Here is a 26,794-nt window from a genome sequence, read left to right on the forward strand (position 1 = left end):
ATCCTCTCAATCGGTGAGAGGGAGATGAATTATGACGCTAGGACACATCCCACCTCCTCCTCAATTGGTTCTTCCAGTTGAAGAAATTACCACTACTAGTACCCCAGAATCACGACTGTTTTCTAACACCGCATTTGAACCACCACCATCTGATCCACCGACTGTTCCACCATCCGTAGAGCCAGAATCATCCTCCGCTGACTTAACTGAAGAGGAGGTGTTTGAAAAAGTGTTTGGGCAACCCCAATTGCAGGAGAGACCCCATCAGCTGATGGCGCCATTACTGATTGATGGAAGTGTCATCGGTGAAATATTAGTGACGATTCCAAATGGGAATAGCAAGTTGATTCGCCTGCCCGCTTCGCAATTGTTAGAACCCTTGTCTAATGTATTGGATGCAGAGATAGTGTCTTTGCTAACATCCGACGTGAGTGAGAGTGGTCAACTATCCCTTGAAAATCTCAGCCAACATGGTCTTCAGGCCCAATTTGATGAACAACGGCTGGAGATGAAGATCACCATTCCTTCGGTTCACCGAAAAGTGAAGGTATCCTCACTAGGCTCGCAATCCCAAGTTCCAGGCGCAGAAGCCCCCCTGACCCCGAATTCGTTCTCAGGATATCTCAATGTCAGAGGGGGAGAAACGGTGGATTGGTCTGAAGGGGAATGGGAACGGCAGCCTGTTCAGTTGGATCTTGATGGGGCTTTAAATTACAAAGGTTGGGTCTTTGAAGGCGCGGCACGTTGGGATGAAGACGATATGACAACGGTTCAACGGGAAGATATCCGTCTGATCCGAGATGACCCAAAACGATCTGTGCGATATGTATTAGGGGATTTGGCACTACCGACGATTGGATATCAAAATAACCAGTCTATCTTTGGCATGAGTGTAGTCCGTAATTTCAAGCTTCAACCTAACCGAGTAACCCGTCCGATCAATCGATTCGAATTTTTTCTAGAGGATGAAGCTGAGGTTGAAGTTTTTAATAATGGTCAGCTTGTTCAAACTTTAAGGTTGTCTGCAGGTCCCCAAGATATTCGTGATTTGCCCCTCACGGCAGGTCTCAATGATGTTCAGCTCGTGATTACAGACAATGTGGGTCGGGTCCAGCGCTTAGATTTTTCGGCAACGGTGGCGGGTAATTTACTAGCACCAGGGCGGCATCAATTTGCCTATGGGGTTGGTTTCCCTCGGACCGATGAAATGAGGTTGTGGCGTTATGATACCTCCCAACCGATCGTGAGTCTGAGTCATCGTGCTGGGATATCTCCGAATTTTACGGTGGGGGGATATCTGCAAGCGGGATTCCAGGAACAATTGGTCGGACTTAAAGGCCTCTGGGCGGCCCCCATTGGGAATGTAGATGTGGATGTGGCCTTTAGCAATAAACAGGAATGGGGGCAAGACTATGCATTCAGACTCGGGTATGACTTTTTACAGTCCGGCGAACAAAATCCCACCCAACGGAACTTTGGGGTCGCGGTGGAGTACCGGGGTAACGTTTTTGCAAACTTTGGAGCTGTCAATAGAGAACAAGAGACAGCCTTAGATTTCACGGCCTACTATAGCCAAAAGTTGTTTTGGGATATAACTAGTACTTTAAATTTTCGCTATCAACTGGGACGGAATACCTCAGACCAGTACAAGTTGGTTTGGGGACTGACTCGATCCTTTAAGGGGGTGGGTGTCAATCTCAGATTAAGCCAAATTCTCAACCAAGAGGGAAATCATGAGCAGCAAGCCTCCCTTAATTTCCTGTGGCTGAAACCTGAAAAACGACAGACCGTGCAGCTCACGACAGAAGTGAGCAGTGTAGACGATCCTGAAAACCGTTTGGCCTGGAATTATAGTGCTCTAAATCCTAATCAGGGATTGGATGCATCGGTGGGGTTAAATGCTAAGGCCGATCGTAATCGTCTCTCTGGCAACCTTAAATACAAAGGGTATCGAGGAACCTGGCAACTGGACCAATCTTTTGAGCTAGAGAGGGAGAGTCAAAGACTGACCCAAAGTAGTACCCAGTTAACGTTTGGTACAGCTATTGTGTTTGTCGATGGTCATTGGGGCATTTCACGCCCTGTAACAGATAGTTTTGCCTTGTTAGTACCTCATCCTAATTTGAAGGGATTAAAAATTGGTGTGAATCCTAATGGCGGTGAGAACTATCAAGCCAAAGTTGATCCCTTTGGACCAGCCGTGATGTCCAATTTACAGTCCTATCAACTGTCCACATTGCGGGTGAGCGCACCTGACTTGCCCATTGGTTATGAGATTGGTCCTCGGGTTCATTATGTTTCTCCTACCTATAAAAGCGGTACGCTGATCCGTATGGGCTCTGATGCTTCCATTTTTCTGAAGGGTAAGTTACTGAATTCGCAAGGCGAGGTGATTGCGTTGCAAGCGGGTGAAGTACAATCTTTGTCCGATCCGCAGTGGAAACCGATAACCCTATTTACAAATAAGGCGGGTAAGTTCGCTGCTGAAGGGTTTAAACCTGGAAAATATCGAATTCGGCTGTTTACAGAAAAGCCTCAAGTTGTGCAGTTTACGATTCCCGGCGATCAGGAAGGTATCTATGATGTAGGTCCAATTAAGGTGGCAGGTGAGGTCATTCTAGAGTCATCCCCAAAAAAGTAAGAAAATGGAGGGATGGCAAAAGGATTAGATTTAGCTCATTTTTATTCAGTCAATTTATACTTCAACACTGGTCAAAAAATCCAAAGTTAAGTCAGATAATGTCTGGCAATATTTCGTGGGAAGTTGATGGTCTGCGCCTGGAATAACATGTAATTTTGCTTTGGAGATGTTTGTTTCAAGGTGCTCCCCAAATTCAACGGGAATGGTTTCGTCTGACTCTCCGCAAATAATAACCGTTGGAGAATGGATGTTTTTTGCATCTTCATGGATAAGTTCATCACTTATTTCTAGGCGAAATGCTCTTTGTATCCATGCTTGAAAGACAGGATCATGTAAAAACCTCTCTCGAATAAACCTGATCTCCTGCATAAATTTTTCATATCCAAGAAGTTTTAGCAAAGGAGATACTAGGCTAATGAGCCAGTCAATGACTGGCGTTTTCCACGAGAAAGGGATGAGTATACGATACGGTTCAAGATATTCTCCAACACCGGCGGGGGCTAGCAGAACTAGTCCTAATATTGATGGGGAGGCAGAAAGTTCTAGACGTGCTGCTGTCCAACCCCCTAAAGAATGGCCAACAACAAAGAAATTTTCAATTCCAAGTGTTTCCATGAATTTTTTGGAAAAAGCGACTTGTGAATCAACTTTATATTCAATCTCTAATTTAGAAGAATCACCAAAACCTAATAGGTCTAGACTTATACAGCGATATTTGTCTTTAAGGTTATTGGTGATGCCTTTCCAAACTGATGCATCTGAGAAAAAACCGTGAATGAATAAAATGGCTGGGCCATTGCCGATATCGATATATGCTGCACTGACCTGACTGTCTGGTTTTCCTTCAACACTTAGTTCGAATGAAATATTAGATTTCGTCAACATTGATGAGTGTATATCTGCACAGCTACTTTGGTTCCTGCACCGGCATTTCTGTTGTGGATGTGACGAAGATCGCCATGTGTCATAACTGTTGGATTTCTCGTCATCGCATTTTCAAAAACATGACAGCTCGGGGGCAGACATCAGTCAGTTGGTGTTAGGGCTGCAAGTTACCTCTCGTCGTTAATCACCCAGGTGAATGGCTCAACATTCTGGGCAACATGAATGATCGGATGCCTGTTTCAACTGTGTTGAAGCTTCTATTTGGCACGGTCATTGCAGATTGAGGATATGTCTACCCACTCTGGTTTGAGCCATGACTGACCAAATCTCAATCGAGTTGCCGGGTGTCGAAGAGCCTGCTCACTTCACTTAGGGATTGTATCAGTGAATGATCGACAGGTGATAGGGCATAAGGAAGCCTGAATCCTAGGATTGGGAGAGTAAATTGAGACTTTCTAAGGCATCTAAGATCAGGTCGAATCGATAAGCCCTGACTAACTCAGTCAGGGTCTGTATGAGGGGAGCATATTGATCGGGGATGTGGGTGAGAAGTTGTTCAATTTTAGGGTTGTCTAGAGATTGTGATGCTTTGATGAGCTGAAGCTGCCATTCTGGGGGCAGATGTTGGAGATCTTGCAAAATCACAATATTGTCAGCAGAGGTGAGGGCTGAGGGGTGGGCTGCCTGGATAAACTCTACCTGCAGATGTTGGGCCATTTGTTCCCATATTTCTGAGGTACGAAAGGGTTTGCAAACGAATCCATCGAACCCGTCTTGCAATGCTTGGGTGCGATCGCAATCAAATATATTCGCCGTGAGGGCAATGACAATAGGCGGGTTAGCCGTGGCTTTAATCTGCTTTAGAGCCGTCTTACCATCCATAATAGGCATCTGTAAATCCATCCAAATCAAATGGGGTTGCCATTGCTGATTCTTCTCGATGGCCTCTTGACCATGGATAGCTTCTTGGGTGTCAAAGCCCACGGAAGAGAGTAGATTCACCATTAATTGGCGGTTTTCGAGTTGATCATCGACGACTAAAATCCGCCAAGGTGCTTCATTTGAGGCCAGGTGAACAATGTTGTTATATTGGCGCCTGCTCGTTGGGAAAGTGGTTGTCTGGTTCGTTTGAATGGTGCAATAAAAAGTACTGCCTTCGTTTAAGGTACTGGTGACGGTAATATCCCCCCCCCCAGCAGTCTGGCAAATTTGCGACTAATGGCCAGGCCGAGTCCGGTGCCTTCTTGGCTTTTTTGGCCTGTGCGGGTTTGCACAAAAGGCGTAAAAATATCTTCTAAAGCTTCGGGATTGATGCCACGACCCGTGTCCTGAACGGTGAACTCCAAACTCATAGAGCTCTCTGCTTTTGGATTCTCAAGGGGACGGACATTCAAGTTGACTTGACCTGTTTGCGTAAACTTAATGGCATTTCCCAGCAGATTAATCAGAATTTGCCGTACTTTGATCGGGTCAGTTTCAATAAAAGGGGGGGGATGTCAGGATCGTAGGTTGTGGACAGTTCAATCCCTTTGGCATTGGCTTTTAACTGCATCATCGTTTGCAGTGTGTCCAGCAGCTCGATGAGATCGAGGGAGGATGGATGGACAACAATTTGGCCCGCTTCGATTTTAGAAAGCTCTAAGACATCGTTGATCAAGGTGAGCAAATGTTCGCCACTGCGGTTGATGATACCCACATGGTTTTGGTGGACCTCAGCGAGATTCCCTTCACTTTGCAGTAACTGACTAAATCCCAAAATGGCATTGAGGGGGGTGCGGAGTTCGTGGCTCATATTGGCGAGGAACTCTGTTTTGGCATAGTTGGCGATTTCAGCTTTTTCTTTGGCGGTTGCTAATTCTGTTGTTCTTTGCGCCACGCGCTTCTCCAAGGTTTGTTGCGCCAGTTTGAGTTTGGTTTGATTGGTATGCAGCTCCTGGGCGATTTGTTTTTGCAGCCGAATGTAATGGCTTAACAACAGGATGGTGATTGATCCAGAGGCAAAGATGACTGAAATGACAATGATTAAACTTTGGTTTTCTTCAAACCAGGACAGGTCTTGATTGATGACCTGACTATCTGGCGGAAGATTATCAAGGGATAGGCCTGCTCGTTTAAGCATTTTGGCATCAAAGACCCACAGGTTTTTTGATTTGAGGATCGGTGGAATTTGATCCACTGATGTTCCTTCAAGAATTTGTAGCGCTAAGGCCACCGCTTGTTGGGCATGGAAATTGCCATCTAATATTTTTCCACCGACAACTCCTGCCCCCATCATGAGAGAAGTATCAACATAAATGGGGTTGGGGATGGTCTGGGCGAGAAGGTTGGACGCTTTCTTAAAGTCCATTAAAGGCCCTGTAGCAGATTCTTGTCGAAGCTGTCCCAACATGAAAATGGGCCAATGGTCAGGATATTGACCAATTTCTGCGGCAATCTGTTGGGGGACTAGATCGACAATCGTGACGAGTTGTTTGGGAGCCTGGGGGTGAGTCCGCAATTTTTCGATCTGCTTTTGGTTCGCTTTTCCTGATGCAGACGTGTCACTCACAAGAATGACACCGTTGCTTTGGGTTTGGCGTGCGGCTTCTAGTATCGTTTCCTGATTACTGTGGGTTTCATATACTCCCGTCATTCCAGGGCTTCTGAGTAAAGAATGACGAACGTGGTTAATGCCGAAATATACCAGTGGAACTTTGGACAGAAAAATACGGCGATACTCCAGTACCAGATTCAAGCCTGGATCGTCGCCGACCATCAATACATCAATGGAAGTATCTTGATATTTTTTGCTGTAAATAGTTCAGATATTCTTGTTTGTGGGGCGCTTGTGGATATCGCTTGAGGTCCAAATACTCGTGAAAGATACGGAGGTTGCGATCGCTTTTTTGAAACCCTTGATCAATCCCCTCTTTTTCTTGTTGGGTCCAGGATAGTTCTGCATGATAGGAATGGATGACGAGGACATTCTTTGTGGCGAATGCAGGGGTACTGATCCCTGCAATTAGCAAACTAATGGGCATCCAAATTGGGCATACAGAGGTTTGGGTTACTTTGGCTAGTAGCTTCCCAAGGCTGTTCAACCGTTTTTGCCGAATGGTCATGGATGATCAGTTGATACAATGTCCTCCATGGAAATGGTAACGTCAGCTATCTTAAAAATGATGATAGATAATCAATTTGTATCCAACTTTTTGAGAGAAAGCAGGTCAATAGACTGGAATCTCTAGGATTGGATGGGTTATTTAGCCACCCATATTCCCATGCTGGAGCTGAATGGCACCGTCAAGGAAATTCTATATACCCAGAGGAAAGCGACCCTACTGGGGTGCGTTGTATGAAGAGACTGGTTCTAGGACCAGATGGACTGGAAACGGAGGCAATCTCATTGCTTCAGGAAAAAGGCATCAAGTTTAATGCTCTGCAATCTACTGTGTAGATTGGCCGCCGGGGAGAGCTGCCACAATAGCATCGGCAACCCGAGCAACGGGAATGATTTCGATATCCAAACTGGGAAAAGACTGGCCTTTAGGAATGATGGCCCGTTTAAATCCCAACTTGAGAGCCTCTTTCAGACGTAATTCGGTTTGCGATACGGAGCGGACTTGGCCGCCCAATCCCACCTCGCCAATAACGACGGTGGTTGGGTCTACCAGGCGATCTCGGAAGCTGGCTGCGAGTGCGATCGCAACTCCCAAATCTGCAGCGGGTTCGGCCACACTCAATCCACCGGAAGAAGCCACATAGGCATCTAGCTTAGAGAGGGGAATCCCCAGCCGTTTCTCTAACACAGCCAGAATTTGCAGCAACCGATTATATTCAATGCCTGTCGTCGAACGGCGTGGTGAACTGTAGCTGGTGGGACTGACCAAGGCCTGCAGTTCCACCACAATTGGACGGGTGCCTTCGCAAGCGACGATGGTGGCAGTCCCTGGTGATACCTCTTCGCGGTCCCCCAAAAATAATTCCGATGGATTCAAGACTTCCCGCAAGCCCCGATCAATCATTTCAAAAACACCAACTTCGTGAGTCGCACCAAATCGATTTTTCACTGACCGGAGTAATCGGTGATTCGCAAACCGATCCCCTTCAAAATAGAGCACGGTATCGACTAAATGTTCTAAAACCTTGGGACCTGCAATTGCCCCTTCCTTTGTGACGTGACCGACGATAAATAACGTAATGTGGTTTCGTTTTGCCAGTCGCATCAGAGCTGACGTACATTCCCTAACTTGGGCGACGGAACCGGGGGCCGAGGTTAAAGTGGAGAAAAAGAGAGCCTGAATACTATCAATAATGGCGACTTGAGGTTGCAGGGAATCTAATTCTTGCAGCACCAATTCTAAGTCTGTTTCGGGTAACAGATATAAATTGGCATTCGCTGCTTTCTCTGGTTGGGGGGTGGAAGTGTCTGAAATCTCTTTTTTCGAAATTAAATCTCCAATTCCCAATCTCTGGGCGCGTAATTTAACCTGTTGGCCAGATTCTTCCGCGCAAACATAGAGAACGGTTTGCCGCGAGCTTAAAAAATTGACAATTTGCAACAAAAGGGTTGATTTTCCGATTCCCGGATCACCCCCTACCAATACTAAAGAACCTGGGACAATGCCTCCCCCTAACACCCGATCGAGTTCAACGTAACCCGAACTAAATCGCTGTATTGGCTGCTCAGAAATCTGGGTTAATGTCAGGGAAGAAAGCGCTTGGGGGGGGCAGCATTACGTTTCTGGCGATGTCGTTGCGCCAAGCGGGTTCCGTCGGTTGCTGCAGGTGCATTGGGCACCACTTGTTCGACCAAAGAATTCCAAGTGTGACAGGAGGGACATTTACCAAAAAACTGGGGAGAAGCTGCACCACATTCTTGGCAAATGTAATGAGTTCGTGTTTTTGCCATATAATTCTTAAATAAAATTGAACTGTAAATATTCTTAAAGTCTTTAGTCTGAAAGCATTTCAGCGTTTTTTTCCTGTTACTAACTTCATGCTAACTTAATAACAGAGGACAAAAATTTAACTTTTAGCAATGACTCGCAATTAAGGAGCATTAAGGAAATTGGAAAATCATAAAGAGAAAATTCTGGTGGTCGACGATGAAGCGAGTATTCGTCGCATCCTAGAAACACGCCTCTCCATGATTGGCTACGATGTGGTCACCGCTGCAGATGGGGAAGAAGCCATCGATACATTCCATCATGCCATTCCTGACTTAGTTGTCCTTGATGTAATGATGCCAAAACTGGATGGCTATGGTGTCTGCCAAGAACTCCGCAAAGAATCTGATGTGCCCATTATTATGCTGACGGCTCTGGGGGATGTCGCCGATCGGATTACCGGCTTGGAACTCGGTGCCGACGATTATGTGGTTAAACCGTTTTCACCGAAGGAATTAGAAGCTCGTATCCGCTCAGTACTTCGTCGTGTTAGCAAAAACGGCAACTCTGGCATTCCCAGTTCTGGAGTGATCAGTGTCCATACCTTACGGATCGATACTAACAAGCGCCAAGTCTACAAAGGAGATGAGCGCATCCGGTTGACAGGGATGGAATTTAGCCTGCTAGAACTATTGGTCAGCCGTTCCGGTGAGGCTTTCTCCCGGTCCGATATTTTGCAAGAAGTTTGGGGCTATACCCCTGAGCGCCATGTAGATACTCGGGTGGTCGATGTCCATATTTCTCGACTGAGAGCCAAGCTAGAAGAGGATCCCAGTAACCCTGAGCTGATTCTGACCGCTAGAGGGACAGGATATCTGTTTCAGCGCATTGTTGAGCCTGGGGAAATGCCCGGTTAAGCCTAATTCAGGACTCACGTTCAATTTCATAACCCAGCGATGCCCTATAGATTGTTCATCTATAGGCGTTTTGCTATGGGGACTCATACCCCTTCTTTAGCATCACTGACTCTACAAACTGCTTCCCACAATCCTTACAGAGATAGCATTGTTGCTGTCTGCGTTGCCCATTTTTCGAGATTCTGTCGGATTGACAATGGGGGCATATCATTACTTTCATTACATTCTGTGTAAGGTTATCCCCTACATAAGGCTCTAAATACGACGTCAGCAGATTTTCTATTTGTTCTGTCAGTCGTTGGCGATGCTCCAAGTCACTGGTCCGTAAAACGGACAAGGTGACGGCATTACTGCTATGGACACAGACTTCTGCCAGCAGGCTATGGTGGCCCTCAGGTAGGTCAGGATTCCGTTGCCGGAGAATATCCGCTAGAAAGTTGATGGCTTCTTGGGTCATGCTTTCGTCAATAGACTGGAACATATCCTGGGAAGTATAAAACTGAATAAAGATGACCCGCGATACGGGATGGGCAAAGAGTTCTACCACTGCTGTGATCAGCTTGTGGATCATTTGGCGCAGGGGTAACTGTACCACTTCTGGGGTATTCAATTCATTCCAAAATAGTTTGACGCGCTCGATGTGGCGCAACTCCATGGCATTGAATATAGCGGCTTTGTTGGGGAAAAACTGATAGAGAGAGCCGACGGCAGTCCCTGCTTGGGCGGCAATTTGGTGGGTGGTAGCGGCATCGTAGCCCACCTGATCAAAGATATCTGCTGCCGCATTGAGGATTTTATCGACCCTTTCTTTGCCTCTTTGCTGTTTAGGCTGTCGACGGAAATGACTTGACGAATATGAATTATCTGTCATATTTTTAAAACACGACGAATCTTTCACAATTTTATAGCGAGCGAAGAAGATGATGCGATCGATGCTTCCCGGTGCGCCTTGGCTATTGGCGCACAAGTCTATGCTGCCTGTCAATCAGCCCCTCAAGGTGACTCTGGACGGACAGGACTATGTGCTTTGGCAGGATGGCACGGGTTCAGTACAAGCCTTGCCCAATCGCTGTCCCCACATGGGGGCGATGCTGTCGGAAGGTTGGTGTGAACTCTTGCCAGATGGAGATGATGGGCAATCAGGGATTGTCTGTCCTTTTCATGCGCTGCAGTTTGATGGCGCAGGTTGCACCGTTCTGCCGGGTACTCAACGCAAAACATTGCCCCAATTACAGCCTCCAGAGCTAATGATTCAAGGCGATTTTATCTGGTCCTATGGCGGCCATGAGCCCCAAATACCGATTCCCAGCATTATGAATGAAATTGCCCAAGCCTATGATTTTATCGGACCTACTGCTGACTACAGCGTAGAAACGGATTTACTGAGTATGCTGCTGGTGATGCATGACTACAACCATCAAAACGGCACTCACCGTGATTTGTTTCAGATCACCGACGTTCAATTCCATCAATTTGTAGACCATGGGTATCAATCCCATGCGTTTTACGACATGCCCACAGAAACCTATCACTGGACGGAAAAGTTGAGAAAGCCAGATCTGATGTTGCTACCCAAAACCATTCAGGCACATTTGGAGAACTATTTTCCGGGGCTGGTCATTTTACATACTGAAACACCCTTAGGAAAAATTGCTCAATGCCATTTCTTTGTGCCTGAGTCAGAACAGCGGACTCGTACTTATATTTTGCTGTTTGCTCAGCTCCAGCATTCACTATTCAAGGTTTTTGGTAATTCTTTTCTCAAATTCGGCCAAGTGGCAGTAGAACAAGATGTCGATATCTTAGCCAAGCTCTATGGTGATGCACCCCAAAATATCAAACTCAATAACGAAGTGGGTATGGATTGGGTTCGACGGAATTTCGACAATTTTCCCAAAGTGGTGGAGCCTCATCTATCCAAGTGAATCGGGCAGTAGGATGGTTCTATTCCTAATCTCTAGTCTTGGTCTGAGATTAGAACCTTGGTTCAGAACCACTGGTTTGAAGGGCATGATATTAAACCTTTCACACCTATATTGAGGAGAAAAATTTCCATGACATCCTCAGAGGACATTAAGGCTTGGTTACAGGAGCATACAGATCTAGATATCTTTCCTGAAAAGATTCTGGATCGGCTGGCTAAAAAAGTAGAAGCACAGACGCTAGAAGCCAATCGGCGACTGATTCTAGAAGATACTTTGCCGGATGCGGTATATATTTTGCGTCAAGGCCGTCTTGAAAGCTATCACACTAGTTTGGTGGATACGGCACAGGTCTGTAGCTTGTTACCAGGGGCTGTGCTGCATCTTTTCGACATCTTGCTCGATCAGCCGACCCTCCAAACCATTATTACTTTAACGGATTGCAAGTTGTGGGTCATTTCCAAAAAAGACCTACTCAAGATCGCGGGTGAATATCAAGATGTGACGCGAATTGTGTCGCAAAAGCTGTCTAAAGACTTGGCGAATGTTTCCCAAGAGTTAGTGGCTGAACAGGAACGACAAGCTATCCTCAGACCCTATTTGGTCCCTAAGGCAAATAGAGGAATAGTCGGCTCTAGCCGCTATGCTAAGCGATTGCGAGAGCAACTCAAGGAGGCAGCACGTACTCGCGATTCAGTGATTATCTTTGGCGAACCCGGTCTAGAAAAAGATAATGCAGCCGCTCTCGTTCACTTTGGATCGAACCAAAGACGGGAGCCGATGGTGAAGATTAACTGCAATACCCTACAAATCAGCGGGGCCAGTTTGTTTGGTCGAGTGGGGGGTAAGCCTGGACTTCTAGAAGCGGTGGGTGAGGGCACGGTTCTTTTAAATAATATTCAAGAACTGCCACCCGCATTATGCCCACAAATACGGCAGCTTTTAGAAACCCAGACTTACGTACCGGTTCAAAGAGACGGGAATGCAGTGAAGCCTCGTACCAGCAATGCTCGCTTAATCTTGACGGCTGAGAAGGTTCAGCCGGAACTGGATGGGGTGATTTCCCATCGGGTTAAGATGCCGCCGTTGCGGGTGAGTAAGGCGGATGTGGGTGCCCAAGTTGAGTACTATATCAGTCTACTTTCTAAGGAACAGGGCTTTGCTAAGCGACAGTTGACCCCTGAAGCCTTGCGACGTTTACAAAGCTACAATTACCCAGGCAATATTGTTGAGCTGCATAGTTTGGTGGAGCGTGCGATCTCACAATCGTCTCCCAACGAAGATCTAACCGCAGAAATCTTTTGGGCCGCCCAAGATCGCCAACAGCGCTTCCGCCTCAACCTGCTCAATGTCAACCCGTGGTTGCGGCGATTTCTCCGCAGTCCCTGGTGGCCCACCCGGATCAACTACGGCATCGTCTTACCCCTATTTATTTTTGTGGTGATCGTCCTATTTGTGGGTCCTCAGCAACGGAGTCAGAACTTTGCCTTGAACTTATTTTGGGCCTGGTGGTGGCCGTTGATATTAATCGGTTTCCCCTTTGTGGGGCGTCTATGGTGCTCCGTCTGTCCGTTTATGATTTGTGGTGAATTGCTGCAAAAACTGTCTCTCTGGCTGGTGCCGAGACAACTGCGGCAATGGCCCCGCCAGCAAGCCGAGCAGTGGGGAGGTTGGTTCTTATTTGGTCTATTTACCCTGATCTTTCTCTGGGAAGAACTATGGAATTTAGAGGATACGGCCTATCTGTCTAGCTGCCTACTGCTGCTGATTACGGCAGGTGCCATCATTTGCTCACAGATTTTTGAACGCCGATTTTGGTGTCGCTATCTGTGTCCTATCGGGGGAATGAATGGCTTATTTGCCAAACTTTCTATGACTGAGCTAAGGGCACAACAAGGCACCTGTTCTGCTGAGTGCAGTACCTATCAATGCTACAAAGGCGGACCTGAAAAAGGAGAAGGACAAGAAACAACAGGCTGCCCCCTTTACTCTCATCCCGCTCAATTGGAAGATAACCGAGATTGCGTGCTCTGTATGACCTGTTTGCAGGCCTGCCCCCACCGTTCTGTAGAGTTCAATTTGCGTCCCCCCGGCATTGAATTATGGACAACCCACACCCCTCGAATCTATGAGGCCGCATTGCTCCTGCTGTTGTTAGGGGGGATTTTCCTGCATCGACTTCCTGAATTGCAAACCTGGATAGGGCTGGATTTGCATCTGCAGCAGTTTTCAGTCCATGCTCTGGTGTCTTGTTTGGTGTTGGGGATAGCTGCTTTGATTCCCTTACTTTCCCATGCCGTCTTATGCCGTATTAGTCCCAACCTGAAACCAAGACCCTTTATAGAGTTGGTTTATGGATATTTACCTCTGGTCCTCGGCGGTACCTTAGCCCATTATTTACGCTTAGGACTGACAGAAGCAGGTCAAATTCTACCCGTCACCTGGGCCACGTTTGGCTTTTCTGGAGCGGAATTACCTATCTGGGTAGCCCATCCTGCCGTGGTTAGTTTTCTCCAAGGTTCCACAATTTTGAGCGCAATTTTCCTGACGTGGGTGCTTACTCAAAAAATTGCTCGTCAACCTATTTCTGTCCTCCTTCCTCAGCATATGACGAGCCTAGGATTAGGCGTCTGTTTATGGTCAGTGATTGTGGGAATGTAATGGTTGCTGGAAGAGTCAGAAAAATTTCAAGATTGTTTCTATTCAGATGTATTTGCTGATGAAAATTAAACAATGGGTTTGCCCCTAGAAGAGTGAGGCAAACCCATTGTTTTTGGATTAAGATCTAGCCTTTTTGACAGCCCTTAACCACAATAATACAGAAAATTTTTAGCTTGTGGGTTCATCGGATTACACATCATAGACCCGACAGGCATCGGACCAGTCATTGATGGCACAGTATTGATCCCAAGTGCTTGGCACAACGTCTGCTTGGTTTGGCTTGGGGAGTAATTCAGTGGTTGTGTTGGGGGTTGTTTGTTGTTTGATTTGAGTCATTGTTTTTACCTGAATTCTACTTGGGCAGTGTCGTAGATTGGAGGCCACACAATTCTCAAGTGAGTCATCAGAAAATAATTGAAATAGGGAATATTTTTTCTGATGTAGCCCCATCTGCGATGTCCTTAATGTAGGCGATCTTCTTGAGATCATCCTGAATAGTTTCTGAGAAAACTGAGCAACTTTGAAAAGGGAAAGTTGCGAAAAAACAAAAGAGTTTTGGCTTGATTGCGATGAAATTAGCTTTGCTTCTGAAAGTGATTGGTGCCAGCAAATGCACCGGATAGCCACATTAAGCCAAACATCATTAGGGTGATGGCTGATGCATGGCCAAAAATTCTGAGGGTGTCGAGAAGAACCATTACATTGTCCTCTGCTGGGTTGATACGGTTTAGTATGCTGGGCCAGCTAATAGAAAGCAGTGATCGATTTCTGGGGTGGGAGTGATTGCCATCACCCATGGCATGAGGAATGGCCAGTGCCCCCGATTTAGAAGTCATTCGGAGGAAATAGACCTCGGTTTGATGGGGTAAATTATAAGGAATTGGATTTGGAGGCTTCCCGGTATAGCTCAGTCAGGGTAACGACTCGATATCCTTTTTGTTTGAGTTGGGGCAAAATCTGATTCAGCGTCTGGACGGTTCGCAGCCCCCAGGCCCCCTCAGGTCCATAGTCATGGAGAACGATAATGCTGCCGGGTTGGACATTCGCCAAAATCTGTTGAGCGGCGAAATCTGAAGACGGCAGATTTGTGTCATAGGGCCATGGTGCCCCCAGGGCAATTTTGTATCCTTGCTGTTGAGCAATCTCAGCCATCTCTGGAGTGCAGCGGCCACTCCCTGGACGCATCCACTCCAGGGATGTTTTATGGTTGGCGGCAGCTAGGATATCCTGTTCTGCGGTTTGCAAAGCAGTTTGGAATTCAGGTAAAGGAAGGCTGATGCTGGGGACATCAATGGTGAGGTGATTACCCAACTCGTGGCCTTGCCTGACCATTTGGGTGATAAAGGCTTGGTTCTGAGCCGATAATCTACTGCTGATCATAAAAAAGGTTGCTTTGGCATCGTGCTGTGCCAAAACCTGCAATATTTTTCCGGTGGTATTGGTATCCCCTGCTCGTTGATCATCGGGGCCATCATCAATCGTGAGGGCGACAATCGGTTGCTCGGTGGGGAGATAGAAAATCGCACCTGGACAAATTAAGGGGGCTAGGCGATCAATTGCCCACCGGGGCTGCATCCAGAGTACTAGCAATGCTGCGATGAGTGTTCCAATGGCCAGCCCTGCGACTTGGAGTCGGTATCGGATAAAGAAGCGAAAGTTAGCCATATAAAACAATGGATTGAGGAGGGATGAATCCTGTCTTTCAGCCTAGGTTCTAGCCGAATCTACAGCAAGAATCGTGACAGGAACTCCAAAAGCTGAAAAGATAAAGATTACAGAAAGTAAACATATCATTAACAAAAGATTCATTTTATGACGATGAAACAACAATATGTGGTGTCAAGTGTCTTGTTAGGTGCTTTAGCGTTTGTTGCCCCCCGCTCAAGCAGCTGGTCGGGTGGCTGGCTATCAATATGCTGTGTTTCAAGATAGTGAAGCCCCTCTCGAAGACAACGTCATTCACTACATTCCTTGCTATCCCCAAAATGATTGCAACGAGTTAGCAACCAAGCTAACGGCAGAACTTCGCCAAGCCCAAGTAAACCTGACTCGGGCGCGGTTGACCCTCGAAAAGCCCGTCGAAGCTTGGACGCTATTCACCCAACTCGATCAGCAGTTTTTGCCTCAGATTACCGATAAGAAGGGGTATAAAACTACGACTACCCAAAAGAAAGGGGTCTTTTCTTTTTACTGTCCAACCAAAACCTGCTTGGTCTATTCCTTTGGTACGGTCCGAGATCGCTTCAATTATTGGGTCACTGTGGCTAAGAGCCGGAAGCGTTGGGACTTGGGGCCTGGCAGAGGCTTTGTTGAAGACAAACCTGACAAGCTAGGGAATTAGAACTATGAACTATAAACCTTTAATTCTGGCGTTGGGCTTGGCTGCGATCGCATTTCCCGCCCAGGCAGAATTACCCGAACATATTCAACAATTGCTCAATACTCGTCGCTGTATTCGCTGTGATTTATCCCGTGCTAATTTTGGCGGCATGGATCTGAGCGTTACTAACTTGCAAGGGGCGAACCTGATTTTCTCCAACTTGGAGAATGCTAACCTCAACGCCTCTAACCTGACGGGTGCCAAGCTCATTCAGGCCCGAATGTCAGATGCGAATCTGCAAACCACCAACCTCAGCGTTACGGATTTGAGTAAAGCTGATTTGCGAGGCGCTAATTTGGCGGGCGCGGATTTGCGTAGCAGCCGCATGACGTCTGCCAATCTGAAAGGGGCAAAACTGCAACAAGCCAAACTCCAAGGGGTGAACTTAGGTTCAGCTAATCTGAAAGGGGCAAAGCTGAATGGAGCTAATTTGTTCTCAGCTGATTTAAGGGGCGCTAATCTCCAAAATGCTGATCTCACAGGTGCAAATCTTAAGGAAGCTGATTTGAGTGGCGCTAATGTGAAGGGAATTAAGCTCACGGATGCAGACCTAACAGGGGCCACCCTCCCGGATGGCATTTCCCAGTAGGTCTTACTTGCAGGTTGCCAAGGCTTGAATTGAGGCGGGGATATCCATTTGACAGAATTTAGCCCCGCTTAAATCAGCATTGCTTAGGTTGGCATCTCGTAAGTTGACATCTTTCATGGCGATTTTGCCGAGATGGGCACTACTTAAGTCGGCCCCGCTGAGATTGACGCTTTCTAAAGTGGCTTTTCTCAGATCTGCATGGTTTAACTTGGCCCCATTGAGGTTGGTGTACTTCAGTTGGGCCTGCTTTAGTTTTGCCCCTTTTAAGTTGGCTTCGCTGAGATTAGCGTTGGCCAAATAGACTTGGTTGAGATTCGCACTCTTGAGGTTGCTTTTATTGAAATTAGCCTCTCTTAGGTCGCTGAAGTAGACGCGACGATTGCCTTGGGCTGTTTCTACCACAGCAACGCTAAAGTCAGCATCTTCTAAAGCGGCTTCAAACAAGTTGGCCCGGCGCAAATCGGCGCCTTTGAGCTTGGCTTTGACTAAGGTTGCCTGGGTTAAATTGGCGTCTTGCAAATTGGTGGCTTGCTTGAGGGTTGTGGTTAAGCTGGCCCGTCTTAGGGTGGCTTTGCTGAGATTGGCAGATTGCAGATTAGCGCTCTCTAGATTGGCATCGTCCAAATTAACGCCCTGTAAATTGGCCCCTTGCAGGTTTGCTCCCTGCAAGCTAGCGCCTTTTAAATTTTGATCTTGAAAATTAGCTCCCCTGAGGTCGCAACCCTCACAACTGTTCGTGGCCTTTAGCTGCTGAAGATGCTCGGGGTTGGGAGTCTGAGGGGTATTGCTGGCAGCCCCCAGAGGAAATAACGCGATAAAAGTGGTGACTGTTCCTATCGCGAGACTGCCTTTATTCAACTGTTTCATGTCATTCACCCAAATTAAAAAACGGTCTGCAATAGGTATTTATTCTCTAATCACTGTACTGTGATCAGGACAATGTTACAAAATGCTAAGGTATCGAACCTTACCTCGGGGGTGAACCTGCAGACCTGAAAAGTTGACCGTTATAGCACTCGCCAAATCAATAGCCAAAGGGTCAAAATACTGGTGGTCAACATCGCTTTTTGGGGGGCAAGGCACTTGACGCCCCAGTACAGTAACCATAAAGACCAAAGGCTGCCTACCAAGACGCACCAAAATAGCAGTTGGAGGAACACGTGTCCGTTCAAGGTTTGGCTATATAGGTGGAGCCAAGTTAGGTATTGGTTGAGTAGGGGTTCTTCCGGTCTAAATGCTACAAATTGGGTAAAGGGAATCACGCGTCCGGTCGCTGGCCATAGCCCGGCAGCTCCCACCATGATCAATCCCACAATGGCCAGGGGCCATTGGGTCCACCCTGCAAGCTGCCAAGCCCGCCTTTGGCCGGTGAGCCATTGAATCATCCATCCGTACACTCCCCAGCTCAATAAGGGCCAACCCATTAAGCCAATGAGTAGGAGGATTACCCAAAACGGGGGGCTTCCAGTTTCGGTCCTGAAAGACTGTATTAACTCGGTAGAAATAATGGGGGATAAGTTCCGGGTCCAGAGCCCATAGGCGATGTACCGGAGCCAGCCTGCACTTAAGACAATGCCTAAGGGCACCCAATGTTGAAGCGGTTGATCAAATAGTTGCCGAAAAAAGCGGTGGGGTTGAACAATCAGTGTCCACAGGTTCATCGTTCCATTCTAAAACCTTGGTTTGTATTCACACCTATTAATTGTATTTTTAGGTGTTAAGTCTGGTTTATTTTAGGTGTAATATTTCTATGTGAATTCTGACAATATCCGTTCAAGTCCTTTGAGTCGAACGGGTTTTGCAATGTAGTCGTCCATGCCTGAGGCTAAATACGACTCGCGATCGCCCTGCATCGTATTGGCTGTCATGGCGACAATGCGTGGCCGAGTTGTGTTATCCCACTCTTCACAAATACTCTGGGCTGTGGTGATGCCGTCCATCTCCGGCATTTGGACATCCATCAGCACCACATCATAGGTTTGTTTACGCAATGCTGCTAGCACCTCCAATCCATTGGTGACCAGATCTGCTTGATAGCCCAAGCGATCGAGTAACTTAAGAATGACTTTTTGATTGACAACGTTATCTTCTGCCACCAAAATTCTGACCGGAGAAGTGGTCGGTGGTTGGAGTGGCTTGGATGTTGAGGGCTGGACAATATCGGACAGATGAGTGGAGAGAGATTTGATTAGGGCCTGGTAGAGCCTAAATTGTTTAACGGGTTTACTGAGAGAGGCCGATAGAAGAGGCTGATATTGCCAAATGGCTGCACTTTCGCCGATGGCACATAAGCCAATAATGGGGAGTGGGGCTTGAACATGATTTTGAGTCAGCTCCGACAGGAGTCTGGGCCAGGCCATATCGGGGAGCTGCAGATCTGCGATCGCAACATCAAATCTCATGTTCCTAACCCATTCCATGGCCTCCCAGCCGGATGAAGCCAAGGTGGGAACTAATCCCCAAGTCTGGACTTGTTGGCAAAGAATCTGGCCCGTACTGGCATTGTCTTCTACAATCAAAATCCGTTTGTTTTGGAATTGGGGTTCTGTTTCTCGGTGATCCTCAGGGCCCGGTAAAGCAGAGGCCGCAATGGTGAAGAAAAAGGTTGAACCAATCCCTACCTGACTCTCTATCCAAATCGTCCCGCCCATCAGCTCGCAGAGTTGTTTGCTAATGGCCAATCCTAATCCCGTTCCACCATATTCCCGGGTAATGGAGGAGTCTAGTTGGCAAAAAGACTGAAACAGTTTTTGCTGATGATCCGGGGCAATGCCAATGCCGGTATCTTTGACGGCAAAGAGGAGTTCATGGAGGGATAAAGGGACTTCTGGGGTCATCTCCGCAGTGGCGACATCTCGGGCAGAGATGGTCACAATGACTTCACCAGAGGCCGTGAACTTCACCGCATTCCCCAGCAAATTGACAAGGATTTGCCGGAGACGATTGGCATCCCCCTGGATATGGATGGGGGTTCCGGGTTCAATACAATACGCCAGTTCCAGCCCTTTGGCTGTCGCTTTGGAGTTGACAATATCTAATGCTTCTTCCACACAGGTGGAGATGGGGAAGGGATGTAGCTCTAGTTCTAATTTCCCTGACTCGATTTTCGAAAAATCAAGAATGTCATTAATGATATTGAGGAGTGATTCACCGCTGGTTCGAATCGTTTCCACAAAATCCTGCTGATGGGGATCGAGGTGAGTATCTTTCAGTAAATCCGTCATGCCGATCACGGCATTCATCGGCGTGCGGATTTCGTGGCTAATCATGGCCAGGAACTCGCTTTTGGCGAGGTTTGCTGCTTGGGCGGCTTGGCTACTTTCTAGCAGAGCCTGATTTTTGGTTTGGAGGGCAGTTTGTAGTTGTAACGTTTTTTGGAGCTGGAGATACAGGGCGGCCTCGGCTTGTTTGCGTTGGCTAATATCCTGCATTTCTGCAATGAAATAGGAAGGTTTCCCCTGGGAATTGTGGATTAAGGCAACATTTAAGAGGACGGAAAGGGTATGCCCCAACCGATGCAGAAACCGTTTTTCAGTTTGGTAACTGGGCGTTTGACCGATTAAGAGCTGTCGAATTTGATGCCGATCAATGTTTTGATCCTCTGGGTGAGTCAGATCTTCAATGCGCAATTTCAGGAGTTCAGATGGGCCATAGCCTAAAAGTTGGCTTAAGGCTAGGTTGACTTGGAGCCAAGATCCATCTAAAGCGAGTAATGCTTTGGCGATGGCGGCATTATTAAAGGATGTCCGAAACCGCTCTTCGATCTGGATGGTTTGTTGCTTAAGCAGGGCTTCCCGCTTTTTTTGCAGATCCTTTTTGATGGTGATATCTCGGCAAATTCCCCAAACCTGCCGATCTCCCGTCCTCGCATCTGTGGTCGGGGTATAAATCGTGTCGTAGTAGTAGCGTTGATGATTAAATACGAGTTCCTGTTCAGCAAAAATTCTTTCCCCCGTTTCCAAGGCCGATGTGATAAATGGATCGATTAGTTCTGCTTGTGGCCCCAAGAGTTGCTGGTTCGTTTGACCCAGGATTTGTTCATAGGCCAACTGCAGCCGCTGGGCACCGATTTTATTGATGGTGATAATTCGCAAATTTTGGTCATAGGCCACGAAGATATCAACCGTTTGGTCAATAAAGGCCGCGAAGGGATTGGCCAATGAAAGAGAAGAAGCGATGTTGAATGGATCCGCAGGCTGTTGTGGCATTGGGATAATCGTTGATCCCCTCAACAGGTCTAAATAGAAAGTCGGCTGACGTAATTATGGCATGCTCATTCAAAGACCTGCATGGAGCTTGCTACAGTATTCACTGATGGATAAGGACTTTCCTCTCTATGTGCCGTTTGTTGGGCTATTTAGGCGAACCGGTTTCGTTAGATACCTTTCTTATTACTCCCCGCCATTCCCTCGTGGCCCAGAGTTACCAGCCCAAAGAAATGACGGCGGGTTTAATTAATGCCGATGGGTTTGGCATGGGTTGGTACAAGCCCGCTACAGATCAACTGCCCTATCGGTATCGCAATCGTTTGCCCATTTGGAACGATCCGAATTTTGAGGAACTCTGTCGCTATATTTCTTCTGGAAGTTTTTTGGCTTATATTCGCAGCGCCACCTTGGGGCAAAGTCTGCAGCTTAGTAATTGCCAGCCGTTTGGCGATGGGCAGTTACTGGGGATTCACAATGGTTTTATTGAACGGTTCCGCCAAACCCTATATCGACCGATGCGGGAATGTCTCGGTGACGAACGCTATCAAAGTATCGAAGGAACAACAGACTCAGAACATATTCTGGCTTTAATCTATGAAACTCTGGCTCAAAATCCTGAGCAAACCCTGGTGGGTGCGTTAACCCAAACCTTGAACCAGATTAAGACTTGGGCTAAGTCCTATGAGGTGCGCGTTAGCTTGAATATCGTTCTCAGTGATGGTCAATCCATGACGGTGTCTCGCTTTGCCTATCCAGATCCGCCCCCATCTTTGTATTGGCTGAATGTCACCCATCCGGTGAAAGGGGTGGTGGTAGCTTCGGAGCCTTTAGATGCAGATGCGCAGATGCGATCGCAGTTTGGAGACTGCTGGCAATCCATTCCGGCAAACAGTTTATTAACCATCAATCCCAAGGGAGAAGTCACCACTCATGCCCTCTAAGGAGATGTTTACTGAAACAGAACACCTACAATTAGCCATTAGGGAAACCCTGACTCAGTCCCGCGCTCGCACCCTCCAGTTATTTGAAGACGTCAGTGAAAATACGTTTCGACTGCAAGCCAATTCTGACTTTAGTCCTGTGGGATGGCATTTAGGACATATTGGCTTTACCGAAGGACTTTGGCTTTTAGAGCATGAAGCTGGATTCGCTCCACTATTTCCTGAGTATCGGCGGTTATTTGCAGCGGATGGGTTACCGAAGGCTGAGCGGCAAAATCTACCCTCTTTTACAGAAATATGTGCCTATCTAGATCAAATCCGGAATCAAGTTTGGGACTATTTGCTGGAAGCCCCCTTAGACTCTCGGGCTTGGCTATGGCATTGGCTAGTCCAGCATGAAAGTCAGCATTGCGAGACGATCACCTGGGTTCTCCAACTGCATCGCCGAAAATCACAACCCGTTGCTTTTGTGCCAAAGGAAAAGAAATGGCCCGTTGCTGTTGTCAATGTCTCTAAAACCGCAAAGACATCCCTACCAGATCCAGGCATGATTCCGATTGAAGGGGGGCGATTCTTATTAGGCAATGACCGGTTAGAAGCCCTGGATAACGAAAAAAAATCTCATTGGGTTCAGGTAGATTCATTTTGGATGGATCGATTTCCGGTGACTCAAGGTCAATATCAACAGTTCATCGAGGCTGGAGGATATGGCCAGTCTCACTATTGGTCAGCAGCGGGATGGCAATGGTTGCAATCTAACCCCGTTAATCATCCCACCCACTGGATGGCAGAGGGGGGAGCTGATCATCCAGTCTGTGGGGTGAGCTGGTATGAAGCCGATGCCTATGCCCGGTTTGTGGGTAAACGCCTGCCTACCGAGGCGGAATGGGAAAAAGCGGCCTGCTGGCACCCTGCACCCCAGGATCCTCCCACCAAGCGAGACTACCCTTGGGGCAACCAGGCCCTAGAAAAGCATCACTGTAATCATGGGGGCTTGCAGTGGGGGACAACCCCCGTCCATCAGTATGCAAAAGGGCAAAGTGCCTATGGTTGTTTCGATTTACTGGGAAATGTTTGGGAATGGACGAATACTTGGTTCCATCCCTTTCCTGATTTCGAGCCCTATCCTTACAAAGGGTATTCCATGGTCTATTTTGATCACCAGCATCGCATCTTAAAAGGAGGCAGTTGGGCCACTCAGGCTCCAGTCCTCCGGGGGGCTTTCCGGAACTGGTATGAGCCTCGGATTCGAATTCATTTTGCCGGGTTTCGCTGTGCCTATGGCTAGTTGTGCGGGTTTGTTTGGGATGGTTTACAGTGGTTGGGAACCTTAGGTGACCGTTGTGTTGCCTCCCTGTTGGAGACCTCTCACCCATGCTTGAGTCTGTGCATACAGCAACTCAATCCCTGTCGGCACTATCCCCTACGGACCTTCCATCTCGTTTACAGATTACCCAATTTGCTTCGGACCCGTCTCCGACCGCTACCCAGCCGGGACTAGATGTGATTCAAGGGTTGTCGAAAACGCCCAAAACCCTCCCGGCTAAATATTTTTACGATGATCCAGGCTCTCAACTTTTTGAAAAAATCTGTGAGTTGCCGGAATATTACCCCACCCGGACTGAGACTGCTATTCTCCAGGCCTATGCATCCGAGATCGCCACCATCACTGGCCCTAGTGAGTTAGTAGAATTGGGGAGTGGCAGTTCTACAAAGACACGGTTGCTCTTAGATGCCTATGTTGATATTGGTCTTGCCTCTTGGTACTGCCCCATTGACGTGAGCGGCGGTATCCTCAAACAGAGCGCCATCGACCTACTCAAGGACTATCCCACCCTCAATATTCATGGCTATGTCGGCACCTATGAGGCCGCTCTAGCTGCCTTGCTGCCCTCTCAATTGCCAACCCGGATGATTTGCTTTCTGGGCAGTACCCTGGGGAATCTTAACCCTCAGGAATGTGAACACTTCTTTGCTGAGTTAACCCAAGCGTTGCAACCCGGTGAGTATTTACTGTTAGGGGTAGATTTACAAAAATCGGTTCAGCAATTAGAAGCTGCCTATAACGATAGCCAAGGGGTGACGGCCGCGTTTAACTTGAATATGCTGCAGCATCTCAATCAGCGATTTCAAGGTGATTTCCAGGTGGATAATTTCCAACACCAGGCGTTTTACAATCTGGATGAGCATCAGATCGAAATGCATCTCGTTAGCCTAAAGACTCAGCAGGTCAACCTAGCGGCCCTGGATCTGGCAGTTGAGTTTGACCAGGAAGAAACCATCCGGACTGAAATCTCTCGTAAATTTGATTTAGAGACCTTAAAGCAACAATTGCGCTCCGTCTCTCAGGAATTGGCGGAGTCTTCGGATGGAGGGGAGACTTCAATACAAAAGGAATTAACCCCCTTGCGAACTTGGACGGATGCAAACCAATGGTTTGGGCTGGTTCTTTGCCAATGCCAGGAAATTTCTCAGGTGACCCAGGAGAGCTGATGGATGCCCCAGGAATAAGACGGCTAAGGTATTCTGTAGAAATAAGGATGATGGTGCACATGAACCAAGAGGTGGTTAATGTCAGGAGACTTTCTCCCTTGTAGGGGCAATTCCAAGATGTTTCTCCTCAGCTGAAGAATTCATTCTTCTCCAGAGGCCATTCTCACTCACAGAACAGAATCCGTTCCGCAGGATAAAATATTAAATTCAACGGTTCACGATACAGATCGCACTAGGCTGGCGATAGGAGAAATAGAGTTCATGGGCAGAATTGTCGGCATTGACCTAGGTACTACTAATTCAGTGGTGGCAGTGATGGAGGGAGGCAAGCCAGTTGTGATTGCCAACACCGAAGGCAGCCGTACAACCCCTTCTGTGGTGGCTTTTGGCAAAGAAGGGGAACGTCTTGTTGGTCAATTAGCCCGCAGACAAACTGTCCTCAATCCCCAAAATACCTTCTATGCCTTTAAACGATATGTTGGGCGTCGGTATAGCGAATTATCTGCTTTTTCCAAACGGGTTCCCTATACGATTCGGCGTGACCAGGCTGACAATATCAAGATTAAATGCCCTGCCTTAGAACGAGAATTTGCCCCGGAAGAGGTGTCGGCCATGATTCTGCGGAAACTTGCAGATGAGGCGAGCCGTTTTCTTGGAGAACCGATTACTGGGGCAGTGATTACAGTGCCCGCCTACTTTAATGATGCTCAGCGACAGGCCACGCGGGATGCGGGGCGAATTGCGGGTTTAGAGGTAAAGCGGATTATTAATGAGCCGACCGCTGCGGCTCTAGCCTATGGATTGGACAATCAATATAACCAAACGGTGATGGTGGTTGATCTGGGCGGCGGCACCTTTGATGTCTCGATTCTGGATGTGGGAGATTCGGTCTTTGAAGTGCGGGCGACGAGTGGGGATACCCAATTGGGGGGCACGGATTTTGACCGGATCATTGTAGATTGGCTGGCTGAGCAGTTCCTAGAGCAAGAAAATATTGATCTGCGCCGGGAGCCCCAATCCCTGCAGCGCCTGACAGAAGCTGCAGAAAAGGCCAAAATCGAACTATCTGGTTTGCCCGAGACGAATGTGAGCCTGCCCTTTATCACGGCGACGGAAGAAGGCCCCAAACATATGGACGTGGTGTTGAGCCGGGGCCAGTTTGAAAATTTATGTGCCGATGTGGCGGAGCGCCTACAGGCCCCAGTGGAACGGGCTTTACGGGATAGTAATCTGCGCTCCATCGATATTGATGAAGTGGTGCTAGTGGGTGGCTCCACCCGCATCCCCATGGTCCAGAATCTGATTGGCCAGATGATCAACAAACGTCCGAATCAGAATGTTAACCCAGATGAAGTGGTGGCTGTGGGCGCTGCGATTCAGGCGGGGATTACGGCAGGCGATTTGCAGGATATTTTCCTGCTAGATGTGACACCCTTGTCCTTTGGCCTAGAAACGATTGGCGGGGTGATGAAGACCCTGATTCCTCGTAATACGACGATTCCGGTCCGGCGTTCTGATGTCTTCTCTACGGCCCAAGACAATCAGAACCAGGTCGAAGTCCATGTGCTTCAAGGGGAACGACAGCTCGCGAATAGCAATAAATCCTTGGGACGGTTTCAGCTGCGGGGGATTCCGCCAGCGCCCCGAGGGGTGCCTCAAGTGCAGGTATCCTTTGATATCGACGCCAACGGCATTCTGCAAGTGACGGCGATGGATAAATACACGGGCCGTGAACAAACGATTACGGTCCAAGGGGCGGCCAATCTGTCAGATTCTGAAGTCAACCGGATGCTCCAGGAAGCGGAGCAGTTTGCCGATAAGGATCGGCTCCGTCGTGAGCGAATTGATAAGCGGAATCGGGGTCAAGATCTGATTAGCCAATGCGATCGCAAGCTGCGAGAAATCACCTTAGATTTTGGTCCTCAGTTCGCCAACAACCTGAGAAGGCGGGTCGAGACCCTGTCCCGAGACTTACAAGACAGCATTAACCAAGATCAGGATCGCCAGATCGATTTGGACTATGCCAATCTCCAAGATGCGCTATATGAACTCAATCAAGAGGTGACTCGCGTCAATCAAGAGTACTACGATGACGAAGAGGAGCTATTCCCCTTGCCTTCTATGTCTTCGATCAGTGATGCTGTATCCAAAGGGGTGAATAAAGGCGTGGAATTGGTGACAGGGCGACCGTCGTCCGATGATCCACCCCCGCGTCGGTCTTCGAGTCGAATGGATGGGGACTTCTGGGAAGACTGGGAGGATGATGATTGGTAAACTCAACGGTATCGT

General features: G+C 47.8%; 23 protein-coding genes and 1 pseudogene. 11 read left to right on the forward strand and 13 right to left on the reverse strand.

Features of this window, described 5'->3' with window-relative positions; translation table 11 throughout:
• Nucleotides 1–31: 31 nt before the first annotated feature.
• A complete protein-coding gene (locus HRE53_RS24535) occupies nucleotides 32–2,641 on the forward strand; it encodes a fimbria/pilus outer membrane usher protein (protein ID WP_235108312.1) in 2,610 nt (869 codons plus the stop codon).
• 54 nt (nucleotides 2,642–2,695) lie between these two features.
• Here the strand turns inward: HRE53_RS24535 and HRE53_RS24540 are convergent, their stop codons facing one another.
• A complete protein-coding gene (locus HRE53_RS24540) occupies nucleotides 2,696–3,526 on the reverse strand; it encodes an alpha/beta fold hydrolase (protein ID WP_235108313.1) in 831 nt (276 codons plus the stop codon).
• Between the two features lie 2 nt (nucleotides 3,527–3,528).
• On the opposite strand from HRE53_RS24540, the gene HRE53_RS34965 reads away from it, so the two are divergent.
• Entirely contained in the window at nucleotides 3,529–3,684 is a 156-nt protein-coding gene (locus tag HRE53_RS34965; protein WP_212665681.1) for a transposase, read from the forward strand.
• 268 nt (nucleotides 3,685–3,952) lie between these two features.
• Here the strand turns inward: HRE53_RS34965 and HRE53_RS24545 are convergent, their stop codons facing one another.
• The 5 genes and pseudogenes from HRE53_RS24545 to radA form a co-directional block, all read right to left on the reverse strand.
• Nucleotides 3,953–4,735: a response regulator gene (locus HRE53_RS24545; protein ID WP_315876658.1), complete on the reverse strand. Its 783-nt coding sequence runs from the start codon at nucleotides 4,733–4,735 to the stop codon at nucleotides 3,953–3,955.
• Nucleotides 4,687–5,007, reverse strand: a complete 321-nt coding sequence (locus HRE53_RS24550) for an ATP-binding protein (RefSeq protein WP_315876660.1) — start codon at nucleotides 5,005–5,007, stop codon at nucleotides 4,687–4,689. Before HRE53_RS24550 ends, HRE53_RS24545 begins: the two co-directional genes overlap by 49 nt.
• Nucleotides 4,971–6,281, reverse strand: a complete 1,311-nt coding sequence (locus HRE53_RS24555) for a histidine kinase dimerization/phospho-acceptor domain-containing protein (RefSeq protein ID WP_235108315.1) — start codon at nucleotides 6,279–6,281, stop codon at nucleotides 4,971–4,973. Before HRE53_RS24555 ends, HRE53_RS24550 begins: the two co-directional genes overlap by 37 nt.
• Nucleotides 6,282–6,288: 7 nt before the next feature.
• The gene (locus HRE53_RS24560; protein WP_235108316.1) at nucleotides 6,289–6,627 is read right to left on the reverse strand and encodes a hypothetical protein; all 339 of its coding nucleotides are present in this window, start codon (nucleotides 6,625–6,627) and stop codon (nucleotides 6,289–6,291) included.
• A 324-nt stretch (nucleotides 6,628–6,951) separates the two neighbouring features.
• Nucleotides 6,952–8,417, reverse strand: a pseudogene (radA, locus tag HRE53_RS24565) (DNA repair protein RadA).
• A gap of 159 nt (nucleotides 8,418–8,576) precedes the next feature.
• On the opposite strand from radA, the gene rpaB reads away from it, so the two are divergent.
• Nucleotides 8,577–9,311 (forward strand): response regulator transcription factor RpaB, encoded by a 735-nt coding sequence (rpaB, locus tag HRE53_RS24570; RefSeq protein WP_212665684.1) that lies wholly within the window; start codon nucleotides 8,577–8,579, stop codon nucleotides 9,309–9,311.
• Nucleotides 9,312–9,384: 73 nt separating this feature from the next.
• Here the strand turns inward: rpaB and HRE53_RS24575 are convergent, their stop codons facing one another.
• On the reverse strand, nucleotides 9,385–10,182 hold the full coding sequence (locus HRE53_RS24575; RefSeq protein WP_235108317.1) for a TetR/AcrR family transcriptional regulator: 798 nt from the start codon (nucleotides 10,180–10,182) through the stop codon (nucleotides 9,385–9,387).
• 52 nt (nucleotides 10,183–10,234) lie between these two features.
• Between HRE53_RS24575 and HRE53_RS24580 the strand changes: the two genes are divergently transcribed.
• On the forward strand, nucleotides 10,235–11,236 hold the full coding sequence (locus HRE53_RS24580; RefSeq protein WP_315876662.1) for a Rieske 2Fe-2S domain-containing protein: 1,002 nt from the start codon (nucleotides 10,235–10,237) through the stop codon (nucleotides 11,234–11,236).
• A 129-nt stretch (nucleotides 11,237–11,365) separates the two neighbouring features.
• A complete protein-coding gene (locus tag HRE53_RS24585) occupies nucleotides 11,366–13,894 on the forward strand; it encodes a sigma 54-interacting transcriptional regulator (protein WP_235108319.1) in 2,529 nt (842 codons plus the stop codon).
• Nucleotides 13,895–14,083: 189 nt separating this feature from the next.
• Here HRE53_RS24585 and HRE53_RS24590 read toward each other — a convergent pair whose 3' ends face one another.
• The 3 genes from HRE53_RS24590 to HRE53_RS24600 all read right to left on the reverse strand — a co-directional run bounded on the left by HRE53_RS24590 (nucleotide 14,084) and on the right by HRE53_RS24600 (nucleotide 15,559).
• The gene (locus HRE53_RS24590) at nucleotides 14,084–14,230 is read right to left on the reverse strand and encodes a hypothetical protein (protein ID WP_212665688.1); all 147 of its coding nucleotides are present in this window, start codon (nucleotides 14,228–14,230) and stop codon (nucleotides 14,084–14,086) included.
• Between the two features lie 239 nt (nucleotides 14,231–14,469).
• Nucleotides 14,470–14,730: a hypothetical protein gene (locus HRE53_RS24595; protein ID WP_235108320.1), complete on the reverse strand. Its 261-nt coding sequence runs from the start codon at nucleotides 14,728–14,730 to the stop codon at nucleotides 14,470–14,472.
• 34 nt (nucleotides 14,731–14,764) lie between these two features.
• Nucleotides 14,765–15,559: a polysaccharide deacetylase family protein gene (locus HRE53_RS24600; RefSeq protein WP_235108321.1), complete on the reverse strand. Its 795-nt coding sequence runs from the start codon at nucleotides 15,557–15,559 to the stop codon at nucleotides 14,765–14,767.
• Between the two features lie 202 nt (nucleotides 15,560–15,761).
• Between HRE53_RS24600 and HRE53_RS24605 the strand changes: the two genes are divergently transcribed.
• Both HRE53_RS24605 and HRE53_RS24610 read left to right on the forward strand, forming a co-directional pair.
• Entirely contained in the window at nucleotides 15,762–16,235 is a 474-nt protein-coding gene (locus HRE53_RS24605) for a hypothetical protein (protein ID WP_235108322.1), read from the forward strand.
• 4 nt (nucleotides 16,236–16,239) lie between these two features.
• The gene (locus tag HRE53_RS24610) at nucleotides 16,240–16,863 is read left to right on the forward strand and encodes a pentapeptide repeat-containing protein (protein ID WP_235108323.1); all 624 of its coding nucleotides are present in this window, start codon (nucleotides 16,240–16,242) and stop codon (nucleotides 16,861–16,863) included.
• A 3-nt stretch (nucleotides 16,864–16,866) separates the two neighbouring features.
• Here HRE53_RS24610 and HRE53_RS24615 read toward each other — a convergent pair whose 3' ends face one another.
• From HRE53_RS24615 to HRE53_RS24625, 3 genes are all read right to left on the reverse strand, one after another.
• Nucleotides 16,867–17,730 (reverse strand): pentapeptide repeat-containing protein, encoded by an 864-nt coding sequence (locus tag HRE53_RS24615; protein ID WP_235108324.1) that lies wholly within the window; start codon nucleotides 17,728–17,730, stop codon nucleotides 16,867–16,869.
• Between the two features lie 140 nt (nucleotides 17,731–17,870).
• Nucleotides 17,871–18,524 (reverse strand): YIP1 family protein, encoded by a 654-nt coding sequence (locus tag HRE53_RS24620; RefSeq protein WP_235108325.1) that lies wholly within the window; start codon nucleotides 18,522–18,524, stop codon nucleotides 17,871–17,873.
• A gap of 87 nt (nucleotides 18,525–18,611) precedes the next feature.
• The gene (locus HRE53_RS24625) at nucleotides 18,612–21,071 is read right to left on the reverse strand and encodes a response regulator (protein WP_235108326.1); all 2,460 of its coding nucleotides are present in this window, start codon (nucleotides 21,069–21,071) and stop codon (nucleotides 18,612–18,614) included.
• 128 nt (nucleotides 21,072–21,199) lie between these two features.
• Here HRE53_RS24625 and egtC point away from each other — a divergent pair, with 128 nt between their 5' ends.
• From egtC to dnaK, 4 genes are all read left to right on the forward strand, one after another.
• Nucleotides 21,200–22,012 (forward strand): ergothioneine biosynthesis protein EgtC, encoded by an 813-nt coding sequence (egtC, locus tag HRE53_RS24630; RefSeq protein WP_235108327.1) that lies wholly within the window; start codon nucleotides 21,200–21,202, stop codon nucleotides 22,010–22,012.
• On the forward strand, nucleotides 22,002–23,300 hold the full coding sequence (locus tag HRE53_RS24635; RefSeq protein WP_235108328.1) for an SUMF1/EgtB/PvdO family nonheme iron enzyme: 1,299 nt from the start codon (nucleotides 22,002–22,004) through the stop codon (nucleotides 23,298–23,300). Before egtC ends, HRE53_RS24635 begins: the two co-directional genes overlap by 11 nt.
• Nucleotides 23,301–23,386: 86 nt before the next feature.
• Nucleotides 23,387–24,505: an L-histidine N(alpha)-methyltransferase gene (gene egtD, locus HRE53_RS24640; RefSeq protein ID WP_235108329.1), complete on the forward strand. Its 1,119-nt coding sequence runs from the start codon at nucleotides 23,387–23,389 to the stop codon at nucleotides 24,503–24,505.
• A 261-nt stretch (nucleotides 24,506–24,766) separates the two neighbouring features.
• On the forward strand, nucleotides 24,767–26,779 hold the full coding sequence (dnaK, locus tag HRE53_RS24645) for a molecular chaperone DnaK (protein ID WP_235108330.1): 2,013 nt from the start codon (nucleotides 24,767–24,769) through the stop codon (nucleotides 26,777–26,779).
• Nucleotides 26,780–26,794 lie beyond the last annotated feature (15 nt).

The organism is Acaryochloris sp. 'Moss Beach' (assembly GCF_021497025.1).
In the GTDB taxonomy this organism is placed as follows: domain Bacteria; phylum Cyanobacteriota; class Cyanobacteriia; order Thermosynechococcales; family Thermosynechococcaceae; genus Acaryochloris; species Acaryochloris marina_A.